The following is a 13,064-nucleotide window of genomic DNA, read 5'->3' on the forward strand; positions in this document are numbered from 1 at the left end:
AGATGGCCGCGGTGTGCCGCTTGGCCAGTAACTGGCCGCTGTCTTCGACCAGGGCGAGCCTCGGGCACCACCGCTCTGGATACGGCTCGAGTCCCCAGACCGCGTGTACGACCCACCGACAGCAGGCCTCCCCGCCTCAGCGGAACTCATGGACCACCTGGATCTCGCCGACAATGTGGGCGTTGAAGTCGTCCAGTTCCTCGGCCGGAACCCAGAGCTCGAGGATCGTCTGCCCGCCGGCCTGCTGGATGGGATACCGGCTCAAGAACTCCGACTCGACCTCGAAACGAGTGACGAAGCCGGCGCCATCGTGCTTCACGTTCCAGTCTCGCGCGATCCTTACCGCGTAGTCCTCGTTGAGGACCGGGTAGAAGATCGGCTGCTCGGGCAGTCGCGGCGGCCAGGCGCGCCAGTTCAGCTCCCGGACCAGATCCAGCTCCTTGGGGCCGGTGGGGCGCCACAGGGTCGTCGTGGATTGCCGGCTGGTCATCTGCATCACTCTCTGGACGTAGGCCGCCGGTACAGCGGGCCGGGAGACCGGACGATACCGACACCAGCACCTCAGCAGCTACGCATTTCCCGCGCCCTGGTCAGCTTCGTGACCAGCACTTACGGGATACCCCTTTGGCTTGACCGCGGCTGAGATCTGCGGCGTGGGACGATCGGCCGATGACTCGGCTCGTGGACCGTGACAGCTCTCTGAAGAAACAAGTTCGGGGCTTCCAGAAGCAGGGCCGGCTCGTCGTAAGCGGCGTCGGTCCCGCCGTTCTTCGGATAGGTCCTGAACGCAGAAAACCCCCGGACCGGTATCCCCGGTCCGGGGGTTTTCTTCAAAATTTGTTCGGCGGCGTCCTACTCTCCCACAGGGTCCCCCCTGCAGTACCATCGGCGCTGTGAGGCTTAGCTTCCGGGTTCGGAATGTAACCGGGCGTTTCCCTCACGCTATGACCACCGAAACACTATGAAACTGTCAACCGCACCACGCTCTGTGACAAACGTGGGGTTGTTCGTGGTTTCAGAACCAACACAGTGGACGCGAGCAACTGAGGACAAGCCCTCGGCCTATTAGTACCAGTCACCTCCACCCGTTGCCGGGCTTCCAGATCTGGCCTATCAACCCAGTCGTCTACTGGGAGCCTTAACCCCTCGAGGGGGTGGGAATACTCATCTCGAAGCAGGCTTCCCGCTTAGATGCTTTCAGCGGTTATCCCTCCCGAACGTAGCCAACCAGCCATGCCCTTGGCAGGACAACTGGCACACCAGAGGTTCGTCCGTCCCGGTCCTCTCGTACTAGGGACAGCCCTTCTCAATATTCCTACGCGCACAGCGGATAGGGACCGAACTGTCTCACGACGTTCTAAACCCAGCTCGCGTACCGCTTTAATGGGCGAACAGCCCAACCCTTGGGACCGACTCCAGCCCCAGGATGCGACGAGCCGACATCGAGGTGCCAAACCATCCCGTCGATATGGACTCTTGGGGAAGATCAGCCTGTTATCCCCGGGGTACCTTTTATCCGTTGAGCGACGGCGCTTCCACAAGCCACCGCCGGATCACTAGTCCCGACTTTCGTCCCTGCTCGACCCGTCGGTCTCACAGTCAAGCTCCCTTGTGCACTTACACTCAACACCTGATTGCCAACCAGGCTGAGGGAACCTTTGGGCGCCTCCGTTACTCTTTAGGAGGCAACCGCCCCAGTTAAACTACCCATCAGACACTGTCCCTGATCCGGATCACGGACCCAGGTTAGACATCCAGCACGACCAGACTGGTATTTCAACGACGACTCCACCTGAACTGGCGTCCAAGCTTCACAGTCTCCCAGCTATCCTACACAAGCCGAACCGAACACCAATATCAAACTGTAGTAAAGGTCCCGGGGTCTTTCCGTCCTGCTGCGCGAAACGAGCATCTTTACTCGTAGTGCAATTTCACCGGGCCTATGGTTGAGACAGTCGAGAAGTCGTTACGCCATTCGTGCAGGTCGGAACTTACCCGACAAGGAATTTCGCTACCTTAGGATGGTTATAGTTACCACCGCCGTTTACTGGCGCTTAAGTTCTCAGCTTCGCCACAACGAATTGTGACTAACCGGTCCCCTTAACGTTCCAGCACCGGGCAGGCGTCAGTCCGTATACATCGCCTTACGGCTTCGCACGGACCTGTGTTTTTAGTAAACAGTCGCTTCTCGCTGGTCTCTGCGGCCACCCCCAGCTCACCGAGTAAATCGGATCACCAGTGATGGCCCCCCTTCTCCCGAAGTTACGGGGGCATTTTGCCGAGTTCCTTAACCATAGTTCACCCGAACGCCTCGGTATTCTCTACCTGACCACCTGAGTCGGTTTAGGGTACGGGCCGCCATGAAACTCGCTAGAGGCTTTTCTCGACAGCATAGGATCATCCACTTCACCACAATCGGCTCGGCATCAGGTCTCAGCCTTAATGTGTGACGGATTTGCCTATCACACGGCCTACACCCTTACCCCGGGACAACCACCGCCCGGGATGGACTACCTTCCTGCGTCACCCCATCACTCACCTACTACAGGTCTGGTCCGTCGGCTCCACCACTCCCCTTTGCCCGAAGGCTCCGGGGCGGCTTCACGGACTTAGCATCGCCTGGTTCGATGTTTGACGCTTCACAGCGGGTACCGGAATATCAACCGGTTATCCATCGACTACGCCTGTCGGCCTCGCCTTAGGTCCCGACTTACCCTGGGCAGATCAGCTTGACCCAGGAACCCTTAGTCAATCGGCGCACACGTTTCTCACGTGTGTATCGCTACTCATGCCTGCATTCTCACTCGTGAACCGTCCACCACTGCCTTCCGGCGCGGCTTCACCCGGCACACGACGCTCCCCTACCCATCACAGCGGGCGTTGGCCCTATTGCTGCAATGACACGACTTCGGCGGTACGCTTGAGCCCCGCTACATTGTCGGCGCGGAATCACTAGACCAGTGAGCTATTACGCACTCTTTCAAGGGTGGCTGCTTCTAAGCCAACCTCCTGGTTGTCTGTGCGACTCCACATCCTTTCCCACTTAGCGTACGCTTAGGGGCCTTAGTCGATGCTCTGGGCTGTTTCCCTCTCGACCATGGAGCTTATCCCCCACAGTCTCACTGCCGCGCTCTCACTTACCGGCATTCGGAGTTTGGCTAAGGTCAGTAACCCGGTAGGGCCCATCGCCTATCCAGTGCTCTACCTCCGGCAAGAAACACACGACGCTGCACCTAAATGCATTTCGGGGAGAACCAGCTATCACGGAGTTTGATTGGCCTTTCACCCCTAACCACAGGTCATCCCCCAGGTTTTCAACCCTGGTGGGTTCGGTCCTCCACGACCTCTTACAGCCGCTTCAACCTGCCCATGGCTAGATCACTCCGCTTCGGGTCTTGAGCGCGCTACTGAATCGCCCTATTCGGACTCGCTTTCGCTACGGCTTCCCCACACGGGTTAACCTCGCAACGCACCGCAAACTCGCAGGCTCATTCTTCAAAAGGCACGCAGTCACGACGCATTGAGTAAACTCAATGCGCGACGCTCCCACGGCTTGTAGGCACACGGTTTCAGGTACTATTTCACTCCGCTCCCGCGGTACTTTTCACCATTCCCTCACGGTACTATCCGCTATCGGTCACCAGGGAATATTTAGGCTTAGCGGGTGGTCCCGCCAGATTCACACGGGATTTCTCGGGCCCCGTGCTACTTGGGTGTCTCTCAAACGAGCCGTTGATGTTTCGACTACGGGGGTCTTACCCTCTACGCCGGACCTTTCGCATGTCCTTCGCCTACATCAACGGTTTCTGACTCGTCTCACAGCCGGCAGACTGTGAAAGAGAGATCCCACAACCCCCCAAGCGCAACCCCTGCCGGGTCTCACACGCTTGAGGTTTGGCCTCATCCGGTTTCGCTCGCCACTACTCCCGGAATCACGGTTGTTTTCTCTTCCTGCGGGTACTGAGATGTTTCACTTCCCCGCGTTCCCTCCACATACCCTATGTGTTCAGGTATGGGTGACAGCCCATGACGACTGCCGGGTTTCCCCATTCGGAAACCCCCGGATCAAAGCCTGGTTGACGGCTCCCCGGGGACTATCGTGGCCTCCCACGTCCTTCATCGGTTCCTGGTGCCAAGGCATCCACCGTGCGCCCTTAAAAACTTGGCCACAGATGCTCGCGTCCACTGTGCAGTTCTCAAACAACGACCAACCACCCATCACCCCCGGTTTCCACCGGAGTGCACTGGGGCCGGCACTGAAGGCAGCCACACGGGCCGTACCTTCAGACACCCAACAGCGTGCCCGACACTCTTACCGCTTCCCTCATTCTTTCCACGCCCCGAAGGGCAGTACCGGAAGGAGAAGACAGTCAAGAGTGCCGAATAATCAACGTTCCACCCATGAGCAACCACCGTCGAACATTTGCCGACGTAATGGCCCTGGACCACCGGGCAAGCCCGGCGGCCTAGATGCTCCTTAGAAAGGAGGTGATCCAGCCGCACCTTCCGGTACGGCTACCTTGTTACGACTTCGTCCCAATCGCCAGTCCCACCTTCGACAGCTCCCTCCCACAAGGGGTTGGGCCACCGGCTTCGGGTGTTACCGACTTTCGTGACGTGACGGGCGGTGTGTACAAGGCCCGGGAACGTATTCACCGCAGCAATGCTGATCTGCGATTACTAGCAACTCCGACTTCATGGGGTCGAGTTGCAGACCCCAATCCGAACTGAGACAGGCTTTTTGAGATTCGCTCCGCCTCACGGCTTCGCAGCTCTTTGTACCTGCCATTGTAGCACGTGTGCAGCCCAAGACATAAGGGGCATGATGACTTGACGTCGTCCCCACCTTCCTCCGAGTTGACCCCGGCAGTCTCCTGTGAGTCCCCATCACCCCGAAGGGCATGCTGGCAACACAGAACAAGGGTTGCGCTCGTTGCGGGACTTAACCCAACATCTCACGACACGAGCTGACGACAGCCATGCACCACCTGTACACCGACCACAAGGGGGGCACTATCTCTAATGCTTTCCGGTGTATGTCAAGCCTTGGTAAGGTTCTTCGCGTTGCGTCGAATTAAGCCACATGCTCCGCTGCTTGTGCGGGCCCCCGTCAATTCCTTTGAGTTTTAGCCTTGCGGCCGTACTCCCCAGGCGGGGAACTTAATGCGTTAGCTGCGGCACCGACGACGTGGAATGTCGCCAACACCTAGTTCCCACCGTTTACGGCGTGGACTACCAGGGTATCTAATCCTGTTCGCTCCCCACGCTTTCGCTCCTCAGCGTCAGTAATGGCCCAGAGATCCGCCTTCGCCACCGGTGTTCCTCCTGATATCTGCGCATTTCACCGCTACACCAGGAATTCCGATCTCCCCTACCACACTCTAGCTAGCCCGTATCGAATGCAGACCCGGGGTTAAGCCCCGGGCTTTCACACCCGACGTGACAAGCCGCCTACGAGCTCTTTACGCCCAATAATTCCGGACAACGCTTGCGCCCTACGTATTACCGCGGCTGCTGGCACGTAGTTAGCCGGCGCTTCTTCTGCAGGTACCGTCACTCTCGCTTCTTCCCTGCTGAAAGAGGTTTACAACCCGAAGGCCGTCATCCCTCACGCGGCGTCGCTGCATCAGGCTTTCGCCCATTGTGCAATATTCCCCACTGCTGCCTCCCGTAGGAGTCTGGGCCGTGTCTCAGTCCCAGTGTGGCCGGTCGCCCTCTCAGGCCGGCTACCCGTCGTCGCCTTGGTGAGCCACTACCTCACCAACAAGCTGATAGGCCGCGGGCTCATCCTTCACCGCCGGAGCTTTTAACCCCCACCCATGCGGGCAGGAGTGTTATCCGGTATTAGACCCCGTTTCCAGGGCTTGTCCCAGAGTGAAGGGCAGATTGCCCACGTGTTACTCACCCGTTCGCCACTAATCCACCCCGAAGGGCTTCATCGTTCGACTTGCATGTGTTAAGCACGCCGCCAGCGTTCGTCCTGAGCCAGGATCAAACTCTCCGTGAATGTTTACCGGTAATCCGGTTTACATCACGAGAGCGGAACAACCGGTCGGAATAGGACCGGCGTTCACAGCGTCCTCGCTGATGCGCCTGCCGGAACAATGCCCGGCAGGACTTTTTCAAAGGAACCTCGTCCCGACCGAACGGCCGGAGACGGGGTATCAACAAATCTGGCGTTGATTTTTGGCACGCTGTTGAGTTCTCAAGGAACGGACGCTTCCTTTGTACTCACCCTCTCGGGCTTTCCTCCGGGCGCTTCCCTTCGGTCTTGCGTTTCCGACTCTATCAGATCCTTTCGGGCCTGATTCCCAGTCAGCGGGGTTTGTCTTCCCGGCCGTTGGGCCGTTCCGACGTCTCAAACTTTAGCGGATCTTCCCGGCAGTTCCTAATCGGGCCGCCGGGCCCCAATCGAATTGAATTCGGACACGCCGAATTCACCCCGGCTGGGAGATCGTGCTGGTGGTTTGATTGCCGCATCAGCGGCGGAGGCGCCGTCGCGGAACCGTTCCGGCTCCGTGACAACTCGAAGAACTTTACGGATCCGCCGGGACGGTGTCAACCTCCCCTGTCAAGATCTTTTAATCGAGGTCGCTGAGCCGGCCGCCCGCGTCCGGCTGGGCGTCCTCCACCCGTCGCAACAGACGCGTCAGGACCTCGCCCAGGACGCCTCTGTCCTGGGTGGAGAGGTCCTGGAGCAGGTCCTCCTCGAAGACCGTGGCGAGGCGCATGGCCTCCAGCCACTTCTCGCGGCCCTCGTCGGTCAGCTCGACGATGACCCGCACACGGTTCGACTCGTCGCGCTCCCGGGTGACCAGCCCCTCCGCGACCATGCGGTCGATGCGGTGGGTCATGGCGGCCGGAGTGAGTCCGAGACGCTTGGCGAGCTCGCTCGGGCCCAGGCGGTACGGGGCGCCGGCGAGGACGAGCGCCTTCAGGACCTCCCACTCGGCGTTGCTGATGCCGAGCGCTGCGGTCTGGCGGCCGTAGGCGACGTTCATCCGCCGGTTGAGGCGGGACAGCGCCGAGACGATCTTCTCGACCTGGGGGTCGAGGTCCTGGAACTCGCGCTGGTAGGCGGCGATCTGTTCTTCGAGTGTCGGCTCGCTGACGCCGGGGGTGTCACCCATGGCCCGAGTATCGCACGATGCTGCTTGGTGTCGAAGTCCTTCAACGTGTAGAGTTCAAGCTCAAACTTTAGCTTTGAAGTCTTCAGGCTTGCATCCATGCGTAGGGAACGTGTCACCGACACGGTGCCCCGGCAGGGGGCCGGTACGACTTCACGACCAAGGCAGGTGAAAGTGACCAGGGCGATGGGCGCAGCGATGCGCCGGATCCACGTGGGCAACGCGCTCAGCGCGTTCGGGCTCGGCTTTACCGTCCCCTTCCTCTACGTCTATGTGGCGCAGGTGCGGGGACTCGGCTCCATGACGGCGGGCGTCGTGCTCGCCGTCTTCGCCGTGGCCGCTCTCGTCGTGCTGCCGTTCGCCGGGCGGGCGATCGTCCGGCGCGGTCCGCTGCCGGTGCTCCTCGTGGCCCTGGTCACCGCCGCCCTGGGTGCGCTGAGCCTCGGACTGGCGAACGGCGCGACGACCGTGGTGCTGTCGGCCGCGGCGCTCGGTGCCGGGCAGGCCGTGATGCAGCCGTCGCTCGCGACGATGATCGTGGACTGTTCCACGGCGGACACCCGGTCGCGCGCCTTCGCGAAGCAGTTCTTCCTGCAGAACCTGGGCCTCGGTGTCGGCGGTCTCATCGGCGGGCACATCGTCGATCCTGACCGCGCAAGCTCGTTCACGCTGCTGTTCGCGATCGAGGCGGCGATGTTCCTGGTGCTGGTCGTGCTGATGGCGACCGTGCGGATGCCGCACGCGCCGCACATCGAGGGGGACAGGCCGCAGGCCAGGGGCGGCAGCTGGAAGCAGCTGCTCGGCAACCGGGCCATGGTGCAGCTGTCCGTGCTGGGCTTCGTGCTGTTCTTCGCCTGCTACGGACAGTTCGAGTCGGGGCTTTCGGCGTACGGCGTGGAGGCGGCCGGGATCTCCACGTCCGCGCTCGGTACGGCGATGGCGGCGAACACGGCGATGATCGTGGTCGCGCAGTTCGCGGTGCTGAAGTTCGTCGAGCGCCGCAAGCGGTCCCGGGTGATCGCCGCGGTCGGGCTCATCTGGGCCGTCGCCTGGCTGGCGGCCGGATACGCGGGCCTCGGGCACGGCAGCCGGACCATGGCGACGGCGGCCTTCGTCTCGACGTACGCGCTCTTCGGGCTCGGTGAGGCGATGCTGTCGCCGACGGTCGCTCCGCTGGTCGCCGATCTGGCGCCGGCGGGCATGGCGGGTCAGTACAACTCCGCCTTCGCCCTGGTGAAGCAGCTCGCGCTGGCGATCGGCCCCGCGGTGGGCGGCCCGATGGGGGCCTCGCTGCACGGCCCGTACGTCGTGACGTTCCTGCTCTTCTCGCTCGGGATCACCTTCCTGGCCGTACGGCTCGGGAGGCAGCTCACGCCCGTACAGAATCAGCCGTCGCTCGCGCGGAGCCGGGTGGTCGCGCAGGGCGGGGTTCCGGCCGAGCCGGTGCCCGCGAGCGCCTGACCACCGGGGCTGCGGGACGGGCGCGGACCACGACGGCCGCCATCACGAAGGGACGTGATGGCGGCCGTTTCGTGTGCGCGGGGCGGGTCTCAGCGGATGCCGGTCAGCAGGTTGGCGGTGAAGGGGAGGGTGGCGGTGCCGTCGGGGGCGGTGTGGCCGGCGAGCCGGGTGTGGACGGCCCGCCCCGCGCGCAGGAGTGCGTCCTCGCCCGCGGTGTCGACGATCGCCTGTCCCCAGGATGTGGACGAGAGCTGGCCGGGGGCGTACGCGTCGAGGGGCGGGAACGGGATGCCGAAGGTGACCTGGCGGACGGCGACGTCGTGGAAGCCGGCGCCTCGCAGGGCGGCGGAGAGCCGTTCGGGGGTGCCGGAGAACGCGCCCTCGTAGTCCGCCGCGAGTTCCTTGCCGCCGTGTTCCTCGACCGCCTCGTACTGGGCGACGAAGTACGGGATGAGTTCTCTGGCGACCCACGCGGTGGCGGCGAAGCGGCCGTCGGGGCGCGTCACGCGGGCCGTCTCCGCGAAGGCCGCGTCCAGGTCGGGGAAGAACTGGACGCCCTGCTGGCACACGACCGCGTCGAAGGCCGCGTCCTCATAGGGGAGCCTTTCGGCGGGGGCGACGGTGAACTCGATGTCCGGGTACATGCGGGGCGCGTGCTCCACGGCCACGCCGATCATGCCCGTGTTGATGTCCGACCCCGAGACCCGGCCGGCGGGGCCGACCCGGGCCGCCGCCGCGCGGGCCGCGAAGCCGGTGCCGCAGGCGAGGTCGAGCACCTTGGCTCCGGGGTACAGGTCGACCGCGTCCAGGATCGCTTCCACGAAGGGCGCCATGAACGGCGCCGCGTACCGCTCGTAGCGCTCGGGGCCACTTCCTCTGAGCTGAAAGCCCGATTCGTCTGCCATGGGGAGCTCTTAGCACCGGGCGTCCCTCTCGGCCAGGGGACGCGCGGAACGTGTCCGGGTGGCCGCCCCTGGGTGTCCGGGAGGACGCACGGGGCCGGCCCGGCGGGCTGTTTCAGCTCCCGGGCGCGATTTCAGTTTCCGGCGCGCGGTTTCACTTTGCGGCGCGCGGGAGTGCGAACTCGCACCACACCGCCTTGCCGCCGCCCGGTGTGCGGCGGGAGCCCCAGTTCGAGGCGATCGTGGCCACGATCGCGATGCCGCGGCCCGCTTCGTCGCCGGGCTCCGCGCGGCGGCGGCGCGGGAGGTGGTCGTCTCCGTCGGTGACCTCGATGATCAGGCGACGGTCGGTACGGCGCAGCCGCAGCCGCATCGGCGGGGTGCCGTGCTGGAGCGAGTTGGCGACGAGTTCGCTGGCGGCCAGGACGCCGAGGTCGTGCAGATCGCCGGGGAAGCGCCAGCTGGCCAGCACGCCGGAGGCGAAGGCACGCGCGCGTGGGGCCGCTTCCATGCCGCCGAGCAGTTCCAGGGCGGCGTTGCGGAAGAGCTCGCCGTCGGAGCCCGTACGGGAAGGGTGCTGGATGACCATGACGGCGACGTCGTCGTCGTGGTCGGCGGTGACGCCGGCCGCGCGGACCAGGCGGTCGCAGACCACCTGGGGGCTGCCGGTGGCACCGGCCAGGGCGCGTTCCAGGGAGGCGATGCCCTCGTCGAGGTCCTCGTCGCGGCGCTCGACCAGGCCGTCCGTGTACAGGACGGCGGTCGAGCCGGGGCCCAGGGGCACCGAGCCCGAGGCGTGCAGCCAGCCGCCGGTGCCGAGCGGCGGTCCGGTCGGCTCGTCGGCGCGGTGGATGGTGCCGTTCTCGTCGCGGACCAGGATGGGCAGGTGGCCGGCGGAGGCGTACACCAGGCGGCCCTCGTTCGGGTCGTGGATGGCGTACACGCAGGTGGCGATCTGGTTGGCGTCGATCTCGGTGGCGAGGCCGTCGAGGAGTTGCAGGACCTCGTGCGGCGGCAGGTCGAGACGGGCGTACGCGCGCACGGCCGTGCGGAGCTGGCCCATGACGGCGGCCGCGCGGACACCGCGGCCCATGACGTCGCCGATGACGAGCGCGGTGCGCCCGCCGCCGAGGGTGATGACGTCGTACCAGTCCCCGCCGACCGCCGCCTCCGTGCCGCCGGGCAGGTAGGTGGCGGCGATGCGCAGGTCGTCGGGCTCCTCCAGTTCCTGCGGGAGCAGGGAACGCTGGAGGGTGACGGCGGTCTCGCGCTGACGGCGCTCGCTGGCGCGCAGCCGCTCGGCCGCCTCGGCGTGATCGGTGACGTCGGTGGCGAAGACGAGGACGCCGCGGCCGTCGGCCTCCGGGGAGGTGTCGACGGGGGTGCAGGTGAACGTGTAGGAGCGGCCGGTCGACACCTTGCGGGACTTGACCGTACGGGGTTTGGCGCTGCGCAGGACCTGGTCCAGGAGTGGCAGCAGCCCGAGTTCGTCCAGCTCGGGCAGGGCCTCGCGCGCGGGTGCGCCGGCGGGGCGGGTGCCGAAGGCCGCCGTGTAGGCGTCGTTGACGTACGAGACGCGGTGTTCGGGGCCGTGCACGAGGGCGACGAGGGCGGGAACACGGTCGAGGACCGCGCGCACCGGGAGTTCGTCGACGGCGAGCCCGGGAGGGGCGTCATCGGTCAGCTGCTCGACGCGGGCCGCCGGCACGGAGCCTTCCCCGCACCGGTCCGGGGCGGCCGTATGCGCAGTCGTATGCGCAGTCGTGTGCGCGGCCGTGTGCTCGGTCCGCGCTGCGGCGCGGCGCTGCGTTCCGGGGAGCCGGGCGCTCCAGCGCGTGAAGTTCACAGTGGGGAAAGCCTCGTGTTAGAAGGGCGAGCGGTTCACCCGCCCAAAGTCGTGGACCTGTCTGGCAGTCTGACCGACCGGGTCTCCATCCGTCAGACGCCGTCCCCGCCGGTGGAGTTCCTCGGTCCGGTCAGGACGACCCCTTCGGGTCGGTCGGAGGCTTTCCCCCGGCCGCCAGTTCGAACTCCGCACGGGGGTGTTCGAGCGAACCGAGGGACACGATCTCCCGCTTGAAAAGACCCGCCAGGGTCCATTCGGCGAGTACACGGGCCTTGCGGTTGAAGGTGGGCACCCTGCTGAGGTGGTAGACGCGGTGCATGAACCAGGCAGGATAGCCCCTCAGCTTGCGCCCGTAGACGTACGCGACCCCCTTGTGCAGTCCGAGGGACGCGACCGAGCCGACGTACTTGTGGGAGTACGTCTCCAGGGGTTCGCCGCGCAGGGTGTGCGCGAGGTTGTCGCCGAGGACCTTCGCCTGGCGCACGGCGTGCTGGGCGTTGGGCGCGGTCTCCTTGCCGGGCTCGGCGGTCACGTCGGGGACGGCGGCGGCGTCTCCGGCGGCCCAGGCGTGCGAGGCGCCGTCGACGGTGAGCTGGGGGGTGCACCTGAGCCGGCCGCGCTCGTTCAGGGGGAGGTCGGTCGCGGCGAGGACGGGGTGCGGTTTCACGCCGGCCGTCCACACGACGGTGCGCGTCGGGAAGCGCGCGCCGTCACTGAGGACGGCGACCCGGTCCGCACAGCTGTTGAGGCGGGTCTCCAGGCGTACCTCGATGTTGCGCCGCCGCAGCTGGCTGACCGTGTACCTGCCCATCTCCTCGCCGACCTCGGGCAGGATGCGGTCGGAGGCCTCGACGAGGATCCACTTCATGTCCTCGGGCTTGAGGTTGTGGTAGTACCGCGCGGTGTAGCGGGCCATGTCCTCCAGTTCGCCGAGCGCCTCGACTCCGGCGTAACCGCCCCCTACGAAGACGAAGGTCAGGGCCGCGTCGCGGATCGCGGGGTCGCGGGTGGAGGAGGCGATGTCCATCTGTTCGATGACGTGGTTACGCAGGCCGATGGCCTCTTCGACCGTCTTGAAGCCGATGGCGTAGTCGGCGAGTCCGGGGATCGGCAGGGTGCGCGAGACCGAGCCCGGGGCGAGCACGAGTTCGTCGTACGCGATCTGCTCGGCGCCCGCGCCCTCCTCCTCGGTGGCGAGCGTGGTGAGCGTGACGGTGCGTTTGGCGTGGTCGACCGACCGGACCTCACCGATGACGATCCGGCACCGGTGAAGGACCCGGCGCAGCGGAACGACCACGTGACGCGGCGAGATGGAACCCGCGGCGGCTTCGGGAAGGAACGGCTGATAGGTCATGTACGGGTCGGGCGACACGACCGTGATCTCGACCTCGCCCCGCTTCAGTTCGGGCTTGAGCTGCCGCTGGAGGCGCAGGGCGGTGTACATCCCGACGTAGCCGCCGCCGACGATGAGAATGCGCGCACGTTCCTTCACCATCCCATGACGCACCCCTCTTCGGAGTTTGTCCACAGCCCCGACAATTTGTGTGACCGGTCGCCGACAACGTGCGGAGTTGGCCGATTTGTCGGAGTCTAGGGAAAACCCGCAGCTCAAGGTGGGTGAGGGGGGTATTCGGACGGGGTGTAATCGGGACGTACGGGGTCCGTACTCCGATCGGGGGGCGCTCCGTGCGGAACCTGCCCCTTCTGAATTGACCCCCTCTCAACTAT

The 13,064-nt window shown here is 64.8% G+C and carries 6 protein-coding genes and 3 rRNA genes; 1 reads left to right on the forward strand and 8 read right to left on the reverse strand.

Annotated elements, in window-relative coordinates:
* Positions 1–136: 136 nt before the first annotated feature.
* The 5 genes from OG485_RS21185 to OG485_RS21205 all read right to left on the reverse strand — a co-directional run bounded on the left by OG485_RS21185 (position 137) and on the right by OG485_RS21205 (position 7,130).
* On the reverse strand, positions 137–490 hold the full coding sequence (locus OG485_RS21185) for a hypothetical protein (protein ID WP_328669922.1): 354 nt from the start codon (positions 488–490) through the stop codon (positions 137–139).
* Between the two features lie 349 nt (positions 491–839).
* Positions 840–956 (reverse strand): 5S ribosomal RNA (gene rrf, locus OG485_RS21190).
* Positions 957–1,045: 89 nt separating this feature from the next.
* Positions 1,046–4,168: ribosomal RNA gene (locus OG485_RS21195) — 23S ribosomal RNA — on the reverse strand.
* 313 nt (positions 4,169–4,481) lie between these two features.
* A 16S ribosomal RNA gene (locus OG485_RS21200) occupies positions 4,482–6,007 on the reverse strand.
* The 16S, 23S and 5S rRNA genes sit together here, the layout of an rRNA operon.
* 574 nt (positions 6,008–6,581) lie before the next feature.
* A complete protein-coding gene (locus tag OG485_RS21205) occupies positions 6,582–7,130 on the reverse strand; it encodes a MarR family winged helix-turn-helix transcriptional regulator (RefSeq protein WP_328669924.1) in 549 nt (182 codons plus the stop codon).
* A gap of 183 nt (positions 7,131–7,313) precedes the next feature.
* Here OG485_RS21205 and OG485_RS21210 point away from each other — a divergent pair, with 183 nt between their 5' ends.
* A complete protein-coding gene (locus OG485_RS21210) occupies positions 7,314–8,588 on the forward strand; it encodes an MFS transporter (protein ID WP_328669925.1) in 1,275 nt (424 codons plus the stop codon).
* 89 nt (positions 8,589–8,677) lie between these two features.
* On the opposite strand, the gene OG485_RS21215 is transcribed toward OG485_RS21210, so the two are convergent.
* The 3 genes from OG485_RS21215 to OG485_RS21225 form a co-directional block, all read right to left on the reverse strand.
* A complete protein-coding gene (locus OG485_RS21215; RefSeq protein ID WP_328669927.1) occupies positions 8,678–9,493 on the reverse strand; it encodes a class I SAM-dependent methyltransferase in 816 nt (271 codons plus the stop codon).
* Between the two features lie 151 nt (positions 9,494–9,644).
* A complete protein-coding gene (locus tag OG485_RS21220; RefSeq protein WP_328669929.1) occupies positions 9,645–11,336 on the reverse strand; it encodes an ATP-binding SpoIIE family protein phosphatase in 1,692 nt (563 codons plus the stop codon).
* Positions 11,337–11,466: 130 nt separating this feature from the next.
* A complete protein-coding gene (locus OG485_RS21225) occupies positions 11,467–12,831 on the reverse strand; it encodes an NAD(P)/FAD-dependent oxidoreductase (RefSeq protein ID WP_328669931.1) in 1,365 nt (454 codons plus the stop codon).
* Positions 12,832–13,064: the final 233 nt, after the last annotated feature.

This window comes from Streptomyces sp. NBC_00328 (genome assembly GCF_036139655.1).
GTDB lineage: Bacteria > Actinomycetota > Actinomycetes > Streptomycetales > Streptomycetaceae > Streptomyces.